Below are 20913 nucleotides of genomic sequence, written 5' to 3'. Positions count from 1 at the left end.
ATCTACAAACGCTACAAAAGCATCTATAAATCGTACTTGATTATTGGGAGCTATAGCCTCTTCTAAACTAAAAATACGCATTTGGTGGCGGGAAATCCCTGTGATATGTTGCATTCCTAAAAATACGAAAATTCCTGTTTTGCCACAACTTTTTTGTTATATTTGAGGCAACTCAAACGAAGGTTTTTTCACAGACTGACGTTATGCACCATTTTAGAAAATAACTGCAATACAATGAACTTTTTCAAAAAAAATGTAAATCCAGATAACGAAAACCGATTGAGACTTCAAAAGGTAGTCAATCAAGCCAAAATATGTGACATACCGAAAGGCTGGCAAAAAGAAACATTTGCAGTTGGTGGATTAAGTGAAGTTGGGTTTTCAAAAAAATATCCTGAATTACTTTTAGTGATTTCAAGCCAAGGAAGAGGTCTGATTGATTGTTCAAAATTTGAATTGACAGATAGAGATTACGATACTAATTGGGAATGGATTAATTCATATGAATTATGGGCAATGGGAATAGGAAAGCTCTCAGACGAAAAGATATTGGTTAGTGGATTACACGGAGGTAGACTTCCATCATCCAATCAAGAAGGAGATTTTATTCAATTTATGGCAATCGATTGGCCAATAATTGATTTGATTTTTGAACCGAATTTCAAAAGCATTTACAAAGAAGACGAAGGAAAAGATTGTTTTAGAATCTTTCACGACTATGAATTAAGGGCATATGGATTTTCTTTTGACGGAAAATATTTTATCACTGCGACGAATAGTGAAGTAAATGTATATAGGAAAGAAAAAAACGATGCATAACAGCTACTCCTATGTAAAGCATCGTAAAGTTATTCACAACTTTTGAGAGGGTTATATGTCGGTTATTTTTCGAGCAACAGAAACCAAAAACCATGAATAAAACCTATGAAAAAATTAATATTCTTATTGATGATAATTATTGGAAATGCTTCTTATTCCCAAAAAATTGAATTTATTGAAAAGAATGATACAATTGAGAAACCAAAAGACAAATTGTTTGTATTCATTTGTCAAGAAACCGATTTATCAAACTCAAAGTTTGTGGCAAAAGTAAAATCAACAGGAAAGTTGAATGACCTTTCATCATTGTTTCAAAAAATCAAAAGTGAAGTTCAAAAAATAGGAGCAAATTCTTTTAAGTTTGATAGTTTTAATAAAATAGATAGCGAAAACGCAGAATTGATATTATCAACATATTTTTGTGAAGACATCTTTTTTGAAAACAACTACAAAAATGTTCCTAAAAATAAAGTTTATGTTTTTGGAAATCAAAATTTAACAGAATTAAAAAGCCAAAGTTTTAAAGTAGATGGAGAAAAATACGAAATTGACAGTGGAAAGTTTAGAGAATTTGATGTAAAAATTGGTGAAGAATTAAAAATAAATAAAGGAGGTTTTACAGGAATGACATATTGGATTAAAGGGGAAGAAGATAAATCTGCTACATTTATAAGTTTTACTGGAATTGGTTTGGGAGGTGCAAATTATAATCCAGGAAATGGTTCTGTTGGTATAAATATTAACACAGGAAGAATTGACCAAATTGAACCAAGTTTTGCTTTGACTTTGATAAAAATATTTGAACAACAAAAATAAAAAAACGAACGCATAACAGCTACTCCTATGGATTTGAGCAATTAGCTTAATGGAAAGATGGTTTTGTACTTGGGAGATTTGGCAAATTCGAATAATGAGCTTAATTTAGTCCCAAACCCGATGTAGTACAAGAACGTCAGGCTGTGAAAAAACCTCTTCAAATATAGAAAGTATTCGGAGGGCTACTAAAGAAAAAACTCAAATATGAGATTCTCAAGAGGCTGATTTTAGTTTTTTCACAAACTGACGTTAGTGGTAATAACACGTATTTTGCATCAAATTGGCGCCTTAAACCGACGGAAGAAAGTAAAAATTTAGACAAATATTATAAAAAAACTAATAGTTAATTTTAAAAACATAGCAAAAACGTTAGTTAGAATAAAAAAGCAAACAATGAAAAAAACGATAATTTTATCTATTTTAGTTCTATTTAGTGCTAGAGTTTGTAGTCAATTAACTATAAAAAACAACACTAAAAATCCTATTTCTAATTTGTACATAATAGAATATGACTCTATTCTTAAAAATCCTTATTGTTCTCAAATATTAAATGAAAATTTAATCAGTAAAAAATTGCCCGCAGGTAGAAGTTTGAATTTAAAATATAAACTCAAACCCTCAACATATTATAATCTTATTAGTTTTAACGCAACAACACCATTTTACTATCAAAATGTTTGTTTCAAATATTTTATATCTAATAAAACCAAGATAGTAAKCATTGATATAAAAGACATAGAGGTTGACTTCGCAGAATGTGATATGGAAACCGATACACAAAAAGGATTTACTTCCATAAAATTTGACTTTAAAAACAATACTTCAAGTAGAATAATTAAGGGTTATTACAAACTTTCTGAAAATGATGAATACAAAAGATATTCTTATTTTCAATTGGAACCTCTTTTTAGTGGATTTAATAAAATTGTCAAAACCTCAAATTACATTTCGGTTAATTCTACCAAAATTTATTTTAAATTTTATTTTGAAAAGAACGGAATAATTAGCACAAAGGATTACGAAACTAATATTGAAAATGTATATAATTTAAACAAATTTATCATAGATTAATACTACCGCTAAGAGCCACTACAACGGATTTGGGTAATTGGCTTAATGGAAAGTTGGTTTTGTATTTGGGATGATTTACTTCGTCTATTCGCTATCGCTCGAGTGGCAAATCCGAAGAATGGGCTTAATTTAGTCCCAAACCCGTTGTAGTACCAGAACGTCAGGCTATGAAAAAACTACTTTAAATTTTTAAAATATTCAGAGGGCTACCAAAGAAAAAACTCAAATATGAGATTCTCAAGAGGCTGATTTTAGTTTTTTCACAGACTGACGTTAACGACCATTATAAGCGACACCCTACAAACATTGAAAATGACTGATTTTAAATAGAATATTCAAAACTATGACAATAATGACAGACCGAAGAAAAGAACTGATTTCATATTTAAATAATTGTCCAGAAATCATTGATACATTAAACAAATGTAATAACTATGGCTTGACAGACTATTATTTAGCAGGCGGAGCAATAACTCAATTGATATGGAATAACATACTTGGCAGACCTAACCTTGAAAAAGTGAAAGATTTTGATATTGTTTACTACTCTGACACTGAAGATAGATTATTAGAAAAATCACATCAGACGAATATTGAAAAAAAAGTAACTCATAAGTTCCAACTCGACATTACAAATCAAGCATATGTTTACGAATGGTATCCTAAAAAATTTGGAAATGTTATTGACAAATTTAACAGAACAGAAGACGGTATTGAAACTTGGTTATCTGCATTTGCAATTGGAGTAAGGAGGTCAGACAAATTTGAAATTTTTGCACCTTATGGACTTGAAGATGCTTTTGATATGATTGTTAGACCTAACAAATTAACAATGACAAAAGAGAATTATTTAACAATGACAGAAAGTTTTAAAAACAGGTGGGACAATATAAATGTCCTGCCTTGGGAGTAATTGAACAAAACAATAACGAATGACAGGAAGAACAACGAACCGCTAACATAGATGCTACAACGGATTTGGGCAATTAGCTTAATGGAAAGATGGTTTTGTATTTGAACCTTTTGAGCTTGTAGAGAAAATAACTAAACGAATTTCAGTCAAAAAATGCAAAATTTAAAAGAAATAGAAACTGAAGGTTTTACAATTATAGAAAATGTTTACGATCAAAATGAAATTGAAAAACTGACAGCAATAATTGAAAACGCAGCTGAAAATAAAACTGAAAAATCAACATTTCGAAAATCGGACGATTTATTTGCCATTAGACAATTCCACAAAGAAATTCCAGAATCTCTAAACTATATTTTCAATCAAAACCTGATTGATATTATAAAATCAAACTTTGGAGAAGATTATTTCATAACAAAATCAATTTATTTTGACAAACCCGAAAAATCGAATTGGTTTGTTTCTTATCACCAAGATTTGACAATTTCAGTTGACAAAAAAATGGATGTAGAAAATTTTGAAAATTGGACAAATAAGCAAAATCAATTTGCTGTTCAGCCTCCAAAAGAAATTCTGGAAAACATTTTTACAATTAGAATTCATCTGGATAAAACAACTAAAGAAAACGGAGCTTTAAAAGTCTTAAATAAATCGCATAACAAAGGAATTTACAGAACAGATAAAGCGGATATCGAAAACGAAATTCAAACCATCTGCGAAGTTGATAAAGGAGGAATAATGATTATGAAACCCTTACTTTTTCACGCTTCTAACAAAACGACAAATAATGAAAGACGGAGAGTGATTCATATCGAATTCAGTAATAAAAACTTGCCGGATGAATTGGAATGGAGCGAAAAAATGGATTATAATAAGACTTTAGATTAAAGCCGATTTTATAATTGGCTACTTCACTTTATTCTGGTTTGAATTAGGTTTCAATTCATCTGGACTGTCTTTTGTATAAGTATTAAACACTTCGCGGGACGGACTGACAAATACATCTTTTATCATCTCAAAATCCAATTTGCCTTTTGGATTGAATTCATCCGAATCCATATATTTTTGCAACGAAAAAAATAATTGTTTGGATGCAGGCTTATTCTCCATATCCGGGCCAATATCGGCACTGCTTACTATAATTTTTCCTTTTCCTATTTGGGCTTCAAAGACTAAAGCCAGTCTGCGGTTCATAAACCAAGTGTCAATTGGCTGAACTAACGGACGAAAATCGGCTGGAAAATCTTCAAGATTCATTACCTGTGAACGATTTTGAATTTCCCACCACTGCAAATCACTGTAAAAACTAGTTGGGAAATCATTAAAAGCAGGACTTTTATCCTGAATTAGCATTCCAGTAACATGTGGCGGACGCATTTTGAACCAAGAAGTATTCCAAAAAACAGGCAGAAAATGCATTTCAACTTCTTTTCCTTTAATTACTTTGCCCGAAGCATTCAAAAACACTTTTCCTCCATTTTGCAGTATTTCTTTTGCTTTATCGTCTAATACGGTTGTGTAATAAACCGAAGGAGATATTTCAGTATTTTTATCGGGATACACCCAAAAATTCCAGTCGTTGGCAAAGATTGTATTATTGACTTTTACTTCAAGATTTAATTTGGAAGCATCCTTAATCCCGCCCAGCGAAAATTCTATATTTCCGGCGAAAAGGCCATTCCCGTTTTCGAATGTTTTAGGGTCAAAGCTTCCGGCAGCAAGTATATTCCCCTTTTCATTTTTGATTGTCCAGTTAATTACTGCATTTTTCAAAGATGTTTTCCCAGAGTGAAAAAGAGCAATTGCCGCTTTGAAAGTTTCTCCATTTGTATAAACAAATTTTGGAATTTTTGCCAAAGGAACGGTTTCGTTACAAAACCGGGCATATTCTTGAACGGACACATATCCTTTTTCCTGAAAAAAAGCGTCTAAAACTCCCACTAAAGCAGTGCCCTGACCAGGAAAATCCTGTAACCCCAACATTTGAAAACCGGCATAACCAGGCGTTCTCAATATTTTTTCGATTTCATTTTTATAACATAAAACCTGTAGTTTTCCAGAGGCATTTAAAAAATCATTTGACTGATTTTCCATATTGTGATCTTTAAGATCCTGACGAAACATTTCAAAATTTTTGGCTCTGTAAACTCCTTTATATTTCTTAATCTCCTCAAAATTAGGAAAAACACAATACTGCCCTATTTCGTGAGCTACAAAAGGAACTTTAAAAGGAGCAATTCCAGCACTGAAATCAGATTCGGTTTCAGGCATTTTTTCCCATTTTAAACCTCTCACGCCTCCACGAGCCTGATATTCTGCATTCGGAACCACAGGCCAGCTTCCTCCCACAGTCATGCCGGTATAAACCCTTCTGCTGTCTTTTGCTTTCCAAAAATCTACAAATTGATTGAGGTATTTTACTTGATTTCCAGCAGGCTCATTTCCAGCAGACAACATTGTAAACGACGCATAATTTCCGTATTCTTTTGCCATTCTCGTGGTTTCGTCATATAAAAATTGATCTACAGGCTGCCCCAATCCTATTTTAGGGCCGTGATTAGGCCAGCTTGGGCCTTCGGGCTGCAAATAGAGCCCAATTTTATCTGCAGCAATAAAAGCAGCTTCGGGCGGACACCACGAGTGAAAACGAACGTGGTTTAATCCATGTTTTTTTATGGTTTTAAAAATTTTCACCCAAGCTTCCAATGTTGTTGCAGGATAGCCAGTTAGCGGAAATTCACAATTATGAACCGTTCCTCTAAGAAATAGAGGAACATCATTTATTAAAAATTGGTTTTCTTTAATTTTGAATTCACGCATTCCAAACTGGACGATTTTTGTGTCGCTTACTTCATTCGAAGAAAGTTTTGCTTCCAGATGATACAAAGCAGGATCAAATTCATTCCAAGTGAGCATTCCTTTTCCGAAAGGCAGTTCAAGTTCGATTGTTTGATCTCCCTGCTTGACTACGGAAAAACTGCTTGTAATCGCTTGGGTTTTGTCAGATGCTTGAGAATTAAAACTCTTTGCAGTTATAGAAAGTTCACCGCTAAATTGATTTTGAGTGCTGTTATTAATCGTGATTTTTACGAGGGCTTTTCTGTTTTTTACATCTGGATAAATTTGAACATCATCGATATAAACTGGCGAACCGGACTCCAATGCAATTTTGCCAATGATGCCATTCCAGTTTCCTTGCGTATGATCGGTAATGCTGTTCGAATCGGGCCCCACATTAATTTCTTTAATCCGATTATCTATCCGAATAGAAATGCGCTGTTTGCCCGTTGTTAGATATTGGCTCAAATCATAAACATGAGGCGCTACCAAGGAGTTTTGCATCCCCACTTCTTTATCGTTTATCCAAACTCTGGTTTCTATATGAGTTCTTTCTAAATGGAGCAATATTCGTTTGCCTTTCCAATTTGCAGGAATGTTTACCTCTTTTTGATACCAAGCTGCACCAACATAATGCCTTGCAGGCGTTAACCAAAAAGGAATGTGTATACTTCCCGGTTCACGATACTTTTTTAATCTTGGAACAAAATAATAAGAGCTGTCATAAATAGAACCTGTCCATTTTGTTTTTAAGGTTATTTCATCTCCTTTTAAGAATTGTGCCATCGAACCAGGAAGCTTTATCGCATCTGAAAGATTTTTATTGTACCATTTTTCAGTGATGCCTTCATCTTTGCGGTCAATTTGAAAATGCCAAGTACCGTTCAGCTTAATTTTTTCATTTTTGAAACTGCTTAAGATAAACAAAGCCACTAACAGCAGGCTGATATAACTGTATTTTTTAATCATTTTATAGTTTTATAGTAAGTAAACCATCTTTATTTTACAGATAGTCAAATAGTAATCCCATATAGTATCAAAACAGACTAGTCTTGTTGAACTATATTGAATGCATAATCGGTATAAAAATAAAATAATGAATTACAATTGTTATCCTGTAGCATCCTGTTATGAAAATCAGAAAAAAATAAATCTACATTTTACCGTTGGATATTCAGAAAAATTTAATCTAAATCAGAAGACAACCAAATTGTTTTACTCATAGCTGTTAATCGTGATAGCAATAACTTTAATTTCATCGAGTATAACTGCTCAAAGATTACTTTTCGGACAGCCTCAGCCTCTTGCGGTTAAAAAAACTTTTGTTACGGTTTATCCCGCCCGATGAATCTTTCTTTTCCGAGTAAAAAATTTACGGCTCGCAAAACATTTTTATTAATGGATTCCTCTGTTTTTAAAAAAGATATATATCGAACGATTTCCAGTTGAAGTGAAGGTCTCAAACTGTCGAATATTCTGTGAGCTTCAGGATTTTCCTTTAAAACTTGGGTTAATTTGGGATGCATGGGAATTACTCTTTCTTCGGGATCAAATGCGATTTCAAAGCTGGCGGTATCTCCTACTTCTTTCTTTGCTGTTTTTCGCATGGGCGTATTGAGGTACAGCCGCCAATAACCACTGTATTTTATCAAGGTCTGAATAAATTCATGGCCTTCCATTTTGATTTTGACCGGAATTTTGCCTTTGTCTTTATTAGCTTCCTTAAAAATAAAATTCAAAACTTCATCCGGCAGAAAAACAAATGGATTCACTCCTATTATCTGAATTTCTGCTGAAAATTTATTGATCTTAGCTGGATTCATTTTTTTTAAAAATAGTTTTATTTTTTGCTTATTTAAAAACAACTGCAACACTGATTTTGACTCAAACGAAAATACGAATTAAAATTTAAAATTATTTCATTCGCACCGGAACGCATACACACACCGTGGCTTTGGACATCATATAAAATTCATTATGATTGTCCGCAAAGAGTACCATGTATATTTTTTTGCCACTGATTACACTGATTCTCATAGATTTCATTACACTTTGTAAAAAATCTGTGTAAATCTTTTTAATCTGTGGCTAATTCTATCTGTTTGGTATTAGTTACGGATAGTCATAAAATTCATTATCTTCCCAAAAGATCTTGTGTACTCGTGTAAGGGATAGCAGCAAGCTACCGAAGTAGCGCGAATAGCCCGACCGCATTCCAGTAAAAGGGCGTATAATCGTAAAGAAAATCAGCCCTTTTACTGGAATGGGGTTACACCCAAACAAACTTTTGAGAATTGATGAAATAAATCATTTTTATGATTTTGGAATAAATTATAATGCCGAGACAAGTAAATTCTTTAAATTTGATTTTCACAATTTAAAGAGAATATCATGGGACTATTTAATGCCATACTTGGTAATGCATCGGAAGTAAATACGGAAAATCTTTCGAAGGAATTTGAGCCTTTATTGATTGAAGGCGAAAAAATCGAAAAGGGATACAAAGTGATTAAAGATATGTTTGTTTTTACCAATAAAAGGCTGATTTTGGTCGAAAAACAATTAGTGGGCAGTAAAGTGGATTATCTTTCGATTCCGTATTCGTCTATTAAAAAATTCTCCAAGGAAAGCGCCGGAATCTTGGACATGGATGCTGAATTGAAGATTTGGCTGGCTGGTGAAGATGCTCCAATTTCAAAACAATTTGGCAAAGGCGGGAATAACATCAACGAAGTGTACCAAATTCTGAGCCAGCATATATTGAAATAAGCTTTAGAAAATAGAAGAAAGAAGCAAGAGTAAAGATTTCTGGATTATTTTTTCAAAATTAAATTCTTTCTTCTTTATTCTTGCTTCTTTCATCTTTTTAAAAACCTACACACATGAAAATAATCATCCGTACTTTTAAGCTCCAATTAAAGCACACTTTTACGATTTCGAGAGAGTCGCACAATGTACAGCCTACACTGATTGTAGAACTGCAAAGTGACGGTTTTTCAGGACTTGGAGAAGCAACATCAAATCCATATTACAATATTACGGTAGATAGCATGAGGGCTAATCTAGAAGCTATTATTCCGTTTATTGAAGCACATAATGATGAAACGCCAGAGGAATTTTGGGACAGCGCTTCGGCTTTATTGAAGAATGACATGTTTGCACTGTGTGCTTTGGATATGGCTTACAATGATTTATATGCCAAGAAAAAAGGTAAAAAGTTATATGAGGTTTGGGGAAATTCTCCTTTGCACAATCCTAAAACCGATTACACTATTGGGATTGACAAAATCGACAAAATGGTCATGAAACTAAAAGAAATGCCATGGCCAATCTATAAAATTAAGTTGGGAACCAAAGACGACATTGCGATTGTTACCGAATTGCGCAAACATACCAATGCCCGTTTCCGAATTGATGCTAATTGTGGCTGGACGGTCACCGAAACAATCAATAACGCTATCGCTTTAAAAAAACTTGGGGTAGAATTCTTAGAACAGCCTATGAAAGCTGACCAATGGGCTGCGCACAAAGAAGTTTTTAAACATTCTGTCCTGCCAATTATTGCTGATGAAAGCTGTATTATAGAAGAAGATGTTGCTAAATGCCATAATCATTTTCACGGCGTAAATATAAAACTGGTGAAATGTGGCGGTCTTACCCCAGCCCGAAGAATGATTGCCGAGGCTAAGCAATATGGCATGAAAACCATGGTGGGATGCATGACGGAATCTACGGTTGGGATTTCGGCTATTGCGCACTTATTGCCAGAGCTTGATTATGTGGATATGGATGGTGCTTTGTTACTGTCTGAAGACATTGCTACTGGTGTTACCATCACGGACGGAATTGTTCATTATGCAGATTCGAATGGCATTGGGGCTGTTTTGAAGCATTAAATAATTAAAGCAGCAAGGACATAATAAGGACATAATTACTTAAAAAAAATGAATAATAAAATCATCGAATAAAATGGAAAAATATGCAATATCAACAGATGGTGTTAAAATTCACTTTCATGAAACTGGAAAAGGAAACATTACTCTAGTCTTTGTTCACGGTTGGCTTGGAAATGGTGATTGGTGGAGTGCCCAACAAACTTATTTCAAAGACAAATATAAAATTGTACAAATTGACTTAGGCGGACACGGAAAATCCGGGAAATCGAGAACTAATTGGAGCAGCAAACAATATGCCGATGATATTAATGCTGTTCTACAAGAAATCGACTCTAACGAAATTATATTAATTGGACATTCCATGTCGGGAGCGTATGTACTTGAAGCTTCAATAGAATCTCAAAAAATAAAATCAATAGTCTTAGTTGATACCTTAAAAGACTTAGGTCAAAAATTCACTTATGAACAAGCTGAGGAATATCAATTTACCCATTATAGAAATAATTTTGAATTAGCTGTTAAAAATATTCTTCCACAGTATCTATTTGTTGAAGACACGCCAGATTCAGTAAAAGAAAAACTTCAAAATGAATTTCTTCAAAATAAATCCGATTTTGCCATTAATGCGCTTAAACCTTTATACTTAATGGATATTAATGCAATAGCAAAATTAGTTAACATCCCTGTTAGAGCAATAAATTCTGATGCATCGCCCACAAATAGTGACAATAATAGGATGTATCTAAAAGATTACGATTGTAAAATAATAACCAAAACTGGTCATTATCCCATGCTTGAAAAACCAACTGAATTTAATGAAATCCTAAACCGTTTGATAGAAGAATTAACTAAATGAATTGCATAATAAAGTAAATTTTAAAATCAGCCAACACACTTCTCTTGTACTTTCCAAATTCATTATAATTATCAATCTTAATCGTTTTTTCGTTTAGCCGAAAAACACTTAATTTTCATAAGTTGCTGCGGTTTGAGGCTCGAGAACATTAACAGTACCTATAAAATCAGTGCTAATTTGTGCAATCTGTGTCAAAAAAAAACAATCAACTATAGAAATGCAAGTAAACGAAATTCCAAATAGAATATTTTACAAAGACGGCGAAGAGCTTCTTTACTTTGGCGGTACCAATTACTTGGGTGTTACTACCCTGCCCGAGTTTCAAGCGATCTTATTGAACAGTCTCCAAAAATGGGGAACAAGTTATGGCAGTTCCCGCTCCGCCAATATTCAATTAGAAATTTACAAAACTGCCGAAGATTTATTAGCCAATCAAATAGGTACTGATGCTGTAGTAACTGTTTCCTCAGGCATGCTGGCTGGAAAACTGGCATTGGAACAGCTACAGCATACAACTGACTTGCTTTTCCATTTCCCTAATACACATCCTGCTTTAATGCACCCCTTTTCACTTCCCTTAATTCAAAATGGGAAACTGAATCCTTTTCTTCTAGACCCAACTGTATCAAAAATAGGAATTGTTGCCGATGCTATTCCATCACTGGAAGTTTCTCCTATTGATTTAAGCATCTTGAAAGATATTCCAAGCTCCAAAATCGTTACTTTATTATTTGACGAGTCTCACAGTTTTGGACTACTCGGAAACCAAGGACAAGGAGTTTTAAAACAATATCAGCTTCCGAACATACACCGAAAAATAGCTATTGCATCGTTGGGAAAAGCCATAGGACTCACTGGAGGTTTCATCGCTGGAGATTTTCAATTTATTGATGAAATAAAAAAACAGCAAAATTTTATTGGTGCTTCGGGTATGAATCCGGCATTTTTAGAAACTTTTGTAAATGCACAGGAACTTTATCAATTGCAAAGACAGCTGCTAAAGGACAATTTAAATTATGTTGCCCGCCATTTATTGCCTAATGATGCTTTGACTTTTACTAAAGATTATCCCGTTATTTATTTTGACCAAGAAGAATTACTTCAAATGCTTTTGGAAAATAACATTATTCCCACCTCTTTTCCTTATCCGACAGCTTCAGGAAAATTGAGCCGAATTGTAATTAGTGCCCATCATACTAAAGCGGACTTAGATAAAATGATGCAGCAGCTGAATATTTTTTCACAAATGAGAACAGATTTTGAAGGCGATATCCGATTTGTGCTCTAAAATGGGCTAAAAACAAAAATATCTTAGATGTAATTCTCAGACTTAAAGAAAAGCTAAGCATTTATAACAATATAATAAATTATTAAATTTATTAACTCTTAACTATTGATATCTCAATAATGAAGTTATTGGCTACAATTTACAAAAAAGTAACTCGTTGTTAAATGAATTAAAAATGCTATAAATTAAATTATTATTATTTTTAAGTGATTTTTACATTAGCTACCCCTAATTTATGATAGGTAAAATACACAAATGATAAAAATAACATACTGATACCCTTTTTAACAGGGTGTTTGAAATGATTTTTTATTTTTGCATAAAAAAAATAAAATTAATACAAAATGCGAAAAATAGTTTTAAGCGTGATACTTGTCACAATTTTGGTACTATCCTATTTCTCTAATTACTTTTTAACAAGCCACAAAACAAATCTTTACGAAATTTCAAAATTTGACACTGGTGATATCGCATGGATGCTGGTAGCTTCTGCATTGGTATTACTAATGACACCTGGATTAGGTTTCTTCTACGGCGGTATGGTAGGCAAAAAAAATGTAATCAGCACCATGCTTCAAAGTTTCATGGCCATGATTATAGTAACCGTTTTATGGGTGTTGATTGCTTTCGGATTATCGTTTGGACCTTCAATTGGAGGTATCATTGGAAACCCAATACCATATATCTTTTTTCAAGGTGTCGGAATTGGCACCTCATGGAAATTAGCTCCTACAATTCCTTTTTTATTATTTGCGTTATTCCAAGCTAAATTCGCAATTATCACACCAGCCATAGTAACAGGAGCTTTTGCTGAACGTATCCGTTTTTGGGCGTACCTATTATTTATGGTGCTATTCATACTTTTTGTATATGCTCCATTGGCACATATGACATGGCATCCGGATGGATTACTGTATAATTTTGGAGTATTGGATTTTGCCGGAGGAACAGTCGTACACATGAGCGCAGGATGGGCCGCACTTGCCGGAGCTATCTTTCTGGGAAAACGAAAATCACCAAAACCTACCCCAGCTCGTATTACTTATGTACTGCTAGGAACTGGATTATTATGGTTTGGATGGTTTGGTTTCAATGCAGGATCGGCCATGGGAGCCAATGGTCTTGCTGCGCAAGCACTCGGAACAACAACTGTTGCAGCTGCAGTCGCCTCTATGACTTGGGTATTTCTTGATAAAATTATGGGGCATAAACTTTCAGCTATGGGCGCTTGCATTGGCGCAGTAGTCGGGCTGGTAACAATCACTCCGGCCGCTGGATTTGTAAGCATGCCGCATGCAATCACTATGGGAATTATTGGAAGTATAATCAGTAATATTACAGTCAGCAAATTCCATAAATTTAAAATTGATGATGCTTTAGATGTATTTGCCTGTCATGGTGTAGGCGGAATGGTAGGAATGGTATTAACCGGAGTATTTGCTTCCAAAGACATCAACCCTGCAGTTATCGACCAAGGCCTTGCTTTTGGGGAAACCAAATTATTTACTCACCAAATAATTGCTTTAATTGGCGTATCCATATTCGCTTTTACAATATCCTATTTCCTTTTCTATATAGTAAACAAAATTACTCCTTTGCGGGTATCCGAAGAGAAAGAAGAACTAGGTTTGGACATTACACAGCATGGAGAATATTTATAGATTCTTTTAAAAAAAATCAAAACACTCTTAAATTACTTGGGAGTGTTTTTTTTTGGCACATTCAGAATAAAATAAGTCATTATTTTTCAAAACATACATTCTATATTAGAAGAAACAAACCCCTAAATTGCCCCAAAAAGGTGATAAACGGGGTTTTTTACTGTTTTGAATTAGTATGAAAAACCAGAATTTGAATTTGTTTACGATTATGGATTTGAATTTAAAAACAAGAAAAAAGTCCTAAGTCATTGATTTTATTGATGTTGTTTTTTATTCAAAAGTTCAAATCTATCTCATTTTTAAACTTTCTAAACAATTACAAACCCTAGCTTCATTATTTATTTTAAAAGCAGAAATATTTGACTTTCTAGACATCTCAATCGGACACAATTTACAAAACTCCTCATAAATCTTATACAGCATTATCTTAATAATCCCAACAACAATCGCTAACATTCTAAAATTAAATCACTTAAAAAAATAAATATTTATTATTTCTAGAGCCATTTAATAAATTTTTAATAAATTTAAGACAATTATTCCCAATGAGACAGAAAGCAGACAACAAGAAAAATTCATTTTTGGCATATATATCTACTGAAAAACAAAACACTTGCCAAACAATATCTTTTTCTAGAATATTTTAAGTAATCATTAACAAAAATATCGTTCAACTGCTAAAACAAGCGATAATTTCCTAAAAAAATTAACAATTCAAGAATAAAACTTAAAAAAAACTTAAAATTTCATTAACACATTCTTTATTTTAGACACAAATATTAAATACCCCTCAAAATACAATGGTCGTAAATACAAAATTCATAAAAATAACCACACTACCCCATATTTTTTGGAGGGTACTAAATGATTTGATACTTTTATAAAAAATTAAAAAACAAAAAATTATGCGAAAAATTATTTTAAGTGTGATACTAATCACAATTCTGGTATTATCTGTTTTTTCAATTCACTTTCTTGTTGAATCTCCAACACTAGGAGCACACGTAGTGGAATTAAAATTAGATACAGGAGACACATCTTGGATGATTGTTGCCACAGCATTTGTATTATTAATGACGCCAGGGCTTGGATTCTTTTATGGCGGAATGGTAGGCAAAAAGAATGTTATTAGTACCATGTTACAAAGCTACATGGCAATGGTTATAGTAACCCTTTTATGGGTCGTAATCGGATTTGGATTATGTTTTGGTCCTTCAATTGGAGGATTTATCGGTAATCCGTCTTCAAATTTATTTTTCAATGGAGTAAGTGCCAATACCGCTTGGGAACTAGCTCCAACTATACCCTTCATCTTGTTTGCATTATTTCAAGCAAAATTTGCGATCATTACTCCTGCCTTAATTACTGGAGCTTTTGCTGAAAGAGTACGTTTCTGGGCTTACCTATTGTTTATGGTATTATTTATATTATTTGTATATGCTCCATTATGCCACATGACTTGGCATCCTGATGGAATGTTCTTCAAAATGGGAGTTTTAGATTTTGCTGGAGGAACAGTAGTACACATGAGTGCTGGTTGGGCAGCTCTTGCTGGAGCTATCTTCTTAGGAAAAAGAAAAGTACAAAAAGCTAATCCTGCTCGTATTACTTATGTATTATTAGGAACTGGTTTATTATGGTTCGGTTGGTTCGGTTTCAATGCTGGGTCAGCAGTAGGCGCTAGCAGTCTTGCTGCACAAGCATTAGGAACTACAACTGTTGCTGCCGCTGCCGCTGCAATGGGATGGGTTTTCCTTGATAAAATTATGGGACACAAACTTTCTGCAATGGGCGCTTCTATCGGAGCTGTAGTAGGATTGGTTGCAATTACTCCTGCCGCAGGATTCGTAAGCATTCCTCACGCAATGGCAATAGGTATTATCGCGAGTGTGGTAAGTAATCTTGTTGTGAGCAAATTCCCTAAAGGAAAAATCGACGATGCCTTAGACGTATTTGCCTGTCATGGTGTTGGAGGTATGGTAGGTATGCTTTTAACTGGTGTTTTTGCTTCAAAAGCCATAAACCCAATTGTAGGTGATAACCAAGGTTTAATTTTTGGGGATGCCACTTTGTTTTTAATCCAATTGAAAGCATTAGTTCTTGTTTCCATATTTGCTTTCGCTGTTTCTTATGCTTTATTCTTTATTGTTAACAAAATTACACCTTTAAGAGTAACCGAAGAAAAAGAAGAACTAGGATTAGACATCTCTCAACACGGAGAATTCTTGTAAAATTCTATTTCCAAATATCCATAAAAAACACTCTAGAATTTATTTTAGAGTGTTTTTTTTTATTACTCCGCCTTATCAAAAATATATGATGGCTTTAACATAAACAGACCTATTATATTCTTAAATTTATTACCCCATTTCGTAATAATAAATATCCCCATAAATCTCCAGTATATCTTTCCTTACAAAATCGTGTCCAGAATATAATTATAAACAAATAAATTATACTGTTATGGAATTGGAAATCGAACAAATCAGGGACCAACAGAAAGAAACTTGGAATAAATTCTCTCCTGGTTGGAAAAAATGGGATGAACTCACAATGGATTTTCTAAAACCCATGGGGGACGAAATCATTAAATTACTAAATCTAAAAAACGATGCTATCGTTCTTGATGTCGCCGCAGGAACCGGAGAACCAGGACTGACCATTGCATCTCATTTAAACGGCGGAAAAGTAATTTCTACAGACTTAGCCGAAGGAATGCTCGAAGTAGCCCAAGAAAATGCAAAAAAGAGAGGAATCCGAAATTTTGAAACTATAGTGTGCGACGTCAGTGAACTCCCTTTCACAGATAACACTTTTGATGCCATTAGCTGCCGCTTTGGATTTATGTTTTTCCCAGATATGCTATTGGCCATAAAAGAAATGGCACGAGTTCTTAAGCCCGGAGGCAAAATTGCAACTGCCGTTTGGAATATTCCGGAAAAAAATTTCTGGATAACTGCCACTATGGGAACCATAAGTAAAAACATAGAAATACTGCCTCCACCACCTGGTGCTCCCGGAATGTTTCGCTGTGCAAAAGAAGGATTCATGTCTGATTTATTTTCACAAGCAGGCCTCAAAAACGTTTCGGTAAATGAGGTTACTGGAAAATTGAACTGCAAAACAACAGATGTGTATTGGGATCTAATGAATGATGTTGCAGCTCCTGTGGTCGCCGCCCTCAGTAAAACAGATGACGCAATGAGACAAAAAATAAAAGAAGAAGTGTATTCACTAGTGAATCAAAAATATCCTGATAACAATGTCATTATTGACTCTAGTGCACTTGTAATCTATGGTGAGAAATAACACCATAGATTCAAAAAAATTAAAATAACTCTTAAAAGTACAAACAAAACGACGCTTAAAAAAGCAAACTATGACACCTTTACAAATTACCGTAATCATACTGGCTATGTTCCTTATAGGAGGTATTCGTATCGCACAAGAATATCAGCGTGGAGTGGTTTTCAGACTTGGCCGTTACAGAAACATAATGGGCCCAGGTATTTATTGGATTATCCCTTTCATCGAAAGACAACAACGGGTAGACATTCGAACAAAAACTGTCGATCTCGAACAACAGGAAACTATTACAAAAGACAGTGTAACAATTAAGGTAAATGCAGTATTGTGGTTCAAAATAACAAGTCCTGAAAATGCAATTATCAAAGTGGCAGATTACAATAAGGCCGTTTATCAATTTTCGGTTACCGCATTACGAAATATTATCGGACAACATTCTCTTGACGAAGTATTGAGAGAAAGAGAACAAATCAACGGAACGCTTCAAAAAATTGTTGATTCGGCAACAGAGCCATGGGGGATTAAAATCGAAATGGTCGAAATGAAAGATGTTGAAATTCCTGAAGCGATGCAAAGAGCCATGGCGCGTGAAGCGGAAGCAATAAGAGAGAAAAGAGCCCGAATTGTAAAAGCGGAAGCCGAATTGGAAGCATCCATAAAACTGACACAAGGTGCAAAAAGAATGGAAGAAAGCCCAATTGCATTAGAATTAAGACGTATGCAAATGCTGGCTGAAATAGGGATCGACAACAATACCACTACCGTAATCCTCATACCATCAGACTTCACAAACGCCGCAAAAAGTTTGTCAAAACTGGGTAATGAAAGTAATTTGAATCAATAATAACCACTATGGAAACACCTATTGTAAAAATATTAAAAGCATTTTACATCACCCATGACGTAAAATGTTTTGTAACAGAAAAGCCCGCCGGATACGATTTTATTCCGGGGCAGGCTACCGATGTTTCCATAAACCTTCCTGAATGGGAAGACAAATTACGTCCTTTTACCTTTACCAATTTAAGGGAACAAAATTATCTCGAATTTATGATCAAGATTTACAAAGATCATGAAGGTGTGACCAATAAGCTTGGCAGCATTAATGCTGGAGCCGAATTGATACTTCACGATGTTTTCGGAGCCATTCAATACAAAGGAAAAGGGACTTTTATTGCCGGAGGTGCTGGCATCACCCCATTTATTTCTATTTTTCGTGATTTATACAAGCAGCAACAAATTCATGGCAACAAACTCATTTACAGCAACAAAACTACTGAGGATGTAATTATGTCCGAGGAATTGCAAAAAATGATTAAGAGAGATTTTTTAAAAGTATACACTCGAGAAAATGTCATCGGATTTCTGGAAAGAAGAATCGATCGCAATTTCTTAATTGAAACCATAGCCGACTTCAGTCAAAACTTTTATGTCTGCGGCCCTACTGATTTTGTGAAAAATATCACTAAAAACCTACTGGATCTTGGCGCAACGGCTAGTACCGTAATTTTCGAAAAGTAATGACATCAGTTACTATTTCAAACTGTACAAAATCACTCTAAAATTTATATAAAAGATAAAGCCTTCCAAACAATCTGGAAGGCTTTAATTTGAAAACTCTTTTAATAGTTTATTTTTTTATCAGATTCAAAGTTTTTGCATTTTGTCCTTGTCTTATTAATACAATATACTCTCCTGCAGGGAAGTCCTCTCCAAAAACAATCGGTTGATTCTCATTTTTTTCGATACGTTTCACCTTACGGGCAAGCATGTCATACACCTGTACCTCAATTCTTTCGGTACTGCCACCTTCCAAAACCAAAGTAAACTGATTGTAGGTTGGATTAGGGAAAACTTTCACGGTAAACTCAGCAGGCTCTATATCTGTAGCTGTTGCTTCAACAAGCACTTTTTCAGAATGAGTAGTTTTTGCATTAGACCCTTGAGGCTTACAATCATTTGTACATTTACCTAAAAAGTCTCCATGATTAAGATGTTCCTGCACCGCCGACTGATCAACACAAATGGCTGTACAAGGATTCTTAGCACTTCCTGTTTGATGACATATTGCAACTTTTACAACACCGCTATTCCCAGCAAAACAACGTGCATCTTCAGCATCAACCCCAACTGACTGATTGTATGGTATGGTATAAGAACATCCATTAGCATCAACTATCGTAGCTATAAATCGGGCGTCAGTAAGCAAAGTAACATTTACAGAATAACTTCCATTTAAAGGAATATTATTAAAACCTGTGCTGGCTGGATTACTTGAAACAGATTTTGGTTGTACCATACAGGAATTAATGGTCTGGTATGTTGCCCCTACACTTGTCCAAGTTTCATCACCAGTAGTGTTAATATAATCGCAAATGAGCTTACCTCCCACACGCTCAATTGGACGGGATGGTGAAGCAGGCAAAGGATCTACCATCATTATTTCTACTCGGTAAGGTGCTTGCCCGCCTATTGGTTTTACTGTAATAGTTGCAGTCTGATCACCTGAATAGCCAAAGTATAGATTAGGATTATTAGTTGTAATAGTCGCAGACAAAGCTAAAGGCTGTGTAACAGCATAAGAAGCCGTTTTTATACAATTATTAACATCCTTTACCGTAACATTATAAGTCCCCGCCGCCAAACCAGTTATCGTTTGTGTTGAAGCACCATTACTCCACAAATAAGAATATGGGCTTTTGCCAAGAGCTGGTATGACTGTTGCTGTACCTGTATTACCAGCATTACAAACGTTGTTAGTGCCTGAAGCAGTAGCTGTCATTATAGATATAATGGTAACACTGGCAGTTGCATAAGAACTATTATAATTGGAATTCCCCCCGAATGTAGCCGTTGCAGTATAAGTGCCTGGAGCAGAAGCTGCCAAAGCAGAATTATAAACACCAGCACAATTTGTTCCAACATAACTAAAAGTAAACGGAGCGGTAACATGAATTCCTCCAACACCGATCGCATAAGCTGTCACTGCATGAGTATTATCGTCAAAATTAAACATGCCTCCTGTTGCACTTACGCTAGTATTGGCTTTGCCGATGGCATTGTTTACAGTTCCATTAGCATTATTATAGTTTCCAGTGACATCGGTAAATACCCAAGCATCATTGGTATATGTTCCTGCATTAGTATGGATGGTTCCGCTTAAATCCAATCCTACAAGAGCTTCTCCTTGAATTCCTTTGGCTGTTCCTATTGATGCATGTGCCGCATTATCATAGGTAATGCTGTATGGCGTAACTACAATTGTTGGATTTGCTTTGCCGATGGTAAAGTCCTTGCTGTCGCTGCTGCCCTCATGGTTGGCGTCCCCCGCATAAGCGTAGCTGGCAGAGGCTGTTCCCGCATTGGTGTTGTTTCCGTAGGATGCCGCTGGAGTCAGATTCAGTCCTCCCGCGCCCGTTACGCTGACAGTCGCCGGCTCGATGGCTCGATGG

17 protein-coding genes are annotated in these 20913 nt (G+C 34.8%); 14 read left to right on the top strand and 3 right to left on the bottom strand.

Annotation, left to right across the window (positions count from 1 at the left end; all coding sequences use genetic code 11):
• Positions 1 to 234: 234 nt before the first annotated feature.
• The 5 genes from AC1DVP_RS20715 to AC1DVP_RS20695 all read left to right on the top strand — a co-directional run bounded on the left by AC1DVP_RS20715 (position 235) and on the right by AC1DVP_RS20695 (position 4504).
• A complete protein-coding gene (locus AC1DVP_RS20715; RefSeq protein ID WP_477185370.1) occupies positions 235 to 819 on the top strand; it encodes a hypothetical protein in 585 nt (194 codons plus the stop codon).
• A gap of 105 nt (positions 820 to 924) precedes the next feature.
• Positions 925 to 1635, top strand: coding sequence for a hypothetical protein (locus AC1DVP_RS20710; RefSeq protein ID WP_477185369.1), 711 nt, complete (start codon positions 925 to 927; stop codon positions 1633 to 1635).
• 393 nt (positions 1636 to 2028) lie between these two features.
• Positions 2029 to 2706: a hypothetical protein gene (locus AC1DVP_RS20705; RefSeq protein WP_477185368.1), complete on the top strand. Its 678-nt coding sequence runs from the start codon at positions 2029 to 2031 to the stop codon at positions 2704 to 2706.
• A 343-nt stretch (positions 2707 to 3049) separates the two neighbouring features.
• Positions 3050 to 3619: a nucleotidyltransferase family protein gene (locus tag AC1DVP_RS20700; RefSeq protein ID WP_477185367.1), complete on the top strand. Its 570-nt coding sequence runs from the start codon at positions 3050 to 3052 to the stop codon at positions 3617 to 3619.
• A gap of 153 nt (positions 3620 to 3772) precedes the next feature.
• Positions 3773 to 4504, top strand: coding sequence for a phytanoyl-CoA dioxygenase family protein (locus tag AC1DVP_RS20695; RefSeq protein WP_477185366.1), 732 nt, complete (start codon positions 3773 to 3775; stop codon positions 4502 to 4504).
• 18 nt (positions 4505 to 4522) lie between these two features.
• Here AC1DVP_RS20695 and AC1DVP_RS20690 read toward each other — a convergent pair whose 3' ends face one another.
• Together AC1DVP_RS20690 and AC1DVP_RS20685 are read right to left on the bottom strand one after the other, a co-directional pair.
• Positions 4523 to 7423 (bottom strand): exo-beta-1,4-galactosidase, encoded by a 2901-nt coding sequence (locus AC1DVP_RS20690; RefSeq protein ID WP_477185365.1) that lies wholly within the window; start codon positions 7421 to 7423, stop codon positions 4523 to 4525.
• 356 nt (positions 7424 to 7779) lie between these two features.
• Complete coding sequence (locus AC1DVP_RS20685; RefSeq protein WP_477185364.1) at positions 7780 to 8277, bottom strand: DUF1905 domain-containing protein; 498 nt, start codon at positions 8275 to 8277, stop codon at positions 7780 to 7782.
• A gap of 568 nt (positions 8278 to 8845) precedes the next feature.
• On the opposite strand from AC1DVP_RS20685, the gene AC1DVP_RS20680 reads away from it, so the two are divergent.
• The 9 genes from AC1DVP_RS20680 to AC1DVP_RS20640 all read left to right on the top strand — a co-directional run bounded on the left by AC1DVP_RS20680 (position 8846) and on the right by AC1DVP_RS20640 (position 18982).
• Positions 8846 to 9223, top strand: coding sequence for a PH domain-containing protein (locus AC1DVP_RS20680; protein ID WP_477185363.1), 378 nt, complete (start codon positions 8846 to 8848; stop codon positions 9221 to 9223).
• Positions 9224 to 9336: 113 nt separating this feature from the next.
• Positions 9337 to 10350: a dipeptide epimerase gene (locus AC1DVP_RS20675; RefSeq protein ID WP_477185362.1), complete on the top strand. Its 1014-nt coding sequence runs from the start codon at positions 9337 to 9339 to the stop codon at positions 10348 to 10350.
• A 73-nt stretch (positions 10351 to 10423) separates the two neighbouring features.
• Positions 10424 to 11206, top strand: coding sequence for an alpha/beta fold hydrolase (locus AC1DVP_RS20670; protein ID WP_477185361.1), 783 nt, complete (start codon positions 10424 to 10426; stop codon positions 11204 to 11206).
• Between the two features lie 217 nt (positions 11207 to 11423).
• Positions 11424 to 12494 carry an aminotransferase class I/II-fold pyridoxal phosphate-dependent enzyme gene (locus tag AC1DVP_RS20665; protein ID WP_477185360.1) on the top strand — a complete coding sequence of 357 codons (1071 nt, stop codon included), beginning with the start codon at positions 11424 to 11426 and terminating at the stop codon, positions 12492 to 12494.
• Positions 12495 to 12838: 344 nt separating this feature from the next.
• A complete protein-coding gene (locus AC1DVP_RS20660) occupies positions 12839 to 14155 on the top strand; it encodes an ammonium transporter (RefSeq protein ID WP_477185359.1) in 1317 nt (438 codons plus the stop codon).
• 905 nt (positions 14156 to 15060) lie between these two features.
• A complete protein-coding gene (locus AC1DVP_RS20655) occupies positions 15061 to 16386 on the top strand; it encodes an ammonium transporter (RefSeq protein WP_477185358.1) in 1326 nt (441 codons plus the stop codon).
• A gap of 232 nt (positions 16387 to 16618) precedes the next feature.
• Complete coding sequence (locus AC1DVP_RS20650) at positions 16619 to 17464, top strand: class I SAM-dependent methyltransferase (RefSeq protein WP_477185357.1); 846 nt, start codon at positions 16619 to 16621, stop codon at positions 17462 to 17464.
• A gap of 70 nt (positions 17465 to 17534) precedes the next feature.
• Positions 17535 to 18305: a slipin family protein gene (locus AC1DVP_RS20645; protein WP_477185356.1), complete on the top strand. Its 771-nt coding sequence runs from the start codon at positions 17535 to 17537 to the stop codon at positions 18303 to 18305.
• Between the two features lie 8 nt (positions 18306 to 18313).
• Entirely contained in the window at positions 18314 to 18982 is a 669-nt protein-coding gene (locus AC1DVP_RS20640; protein WP_477185355.1) for a ferredoxin reductase domain-containing protein, read from the top strand.
• A gap of 109 nt (positions 18983 to 19091) precedes the next feature.
• On the opposite strand, the gene AC1DVP_RS20635 is transcribed toward AC1DVP_RS20640, so the two are convergent.
• On the bottom strand, positions 19092 to 20913 hold a 1822-nt coding region (locus tag AC1DVP_RS20635), incomplete at its 5' end, for a T9SS type A sorting domain-containing protein (protein WP_477185354.1).

It is taken from the genome of Flavobacterium sp. P3_A6, assembly GCF_056403035.1.
Note: the sequence above shows the minus strand (reverse complement) of the source record. Positions and strands in the feature narration are given on the sequence as shown.

Excerpts from the sequence above, each read along its gene's own strand:
- AC1DVP_RS20715 (WP_477185370.1), top strand. The coding sequence starts at position 235 with ATGAACTTTTTCAAAAAAAATGTAAATCCAGATAACGAAAACCGATTG.
- AC1DVP_RS20710 (WP_477185369.1), top strand. The coding sequence starts at position 925 with ATGAAAAAATTAATATTCTTATTGATGATAATTATTGGAAATGCTTCT.
- AC1DVP_RS20700 (WP_477185367.1), top strand. The coding sequence starts at position 3,050 with ATGACAATAATGACAGACCGAAGAAAAGAACTGATTTCATATTTAAAT.
- AC1DVP_RS20695 (WP_477185366.1), top strand. The coding sequence starts at position 3,773 with ATGCAAAATTTAAAAGAAATAGAAACTGAAGGTTTTACAATTATAGAA.
- AC1DVP_RS20690 (WP_477185365.1), bottom strand. The coding sequence starts at position 7,423 with ATGATTAAAAAATACAGTTATATCAGCCTGCTGTTAGTGGCTTTGTTT.
- AC1DVP_RS20685 (WP_477185364.1), bottom strand. The coding sequence starts at position 8,277 with ATGAATCCAGCTAAGATCAATAAATTTTCAGCAGAAATTCAGATAATA.
- AC1DVP_RS20680 (WP_477185363.1), top strand. The coding sequence starts at position 8,846 with ATGGGACTATTTAATGCCATACTTGGTAATGCATCGGAAGTAAATACG.
- AC1DVP_RS20675 (WP_477185362.1), top strand. The coding sequence starts at position 9,337 with ATGAAAATAATCATCCGTACTTTTAAGCTCCAATTAAAGCACACTTTT.
- AC1DVP_RS20670 (WP_477185361.1), top strand. The coding sequence starts at position 10,424 with ATGGAAAAATATGCAATATCAACAGATGGTGTTAAAATTCACTTTCAT.
- AC1DVP_RS20665 (WP_477185360.1), top strand. The coding sequence starts at position 11,424 with ATGCAAGTAAACGAAATTCCAAATAGAATATTTTACAAAGACGGCGAA.
- AC1DVP_RS20660 (WP_477185359.1), top strand. The coding sequence starts at position 12,839 with ATGCGAAAAATAGTTTTAAGCGTGATACTTGTCACAATTTTGGTACTA.
- AC1DVP_RS20655 (WP_477185358.1), top strand. The coding sequence starts at position 15,061 with ATGCGAAAAATTATTTTAAGTGTGATACTAATCACAATTCTGGTATTA.
- AC1DVP_RS20650 (WP_477185357.1), top strand. The coding sequence starts at position 16,619 with ATGGAATTGGAAATCGAACAAATCAGGGACCAACAGAAAGAAACTTGG.
- AC1DVP_RS20645 (WP_477185356.1), top strand. The coding sequence starts at position 17,535 with ATGACACCTTTACAAATTACCGTAATCATACTGGCTATGTTCCTTATA.
- AC1DVP_RS20640 (WP_477185355.1), top strand. The coding sequence starts at position 18,314 with ATGGAAACACCTATTGTAAAAATATTAAAAGCATTTTACATCACCCAT.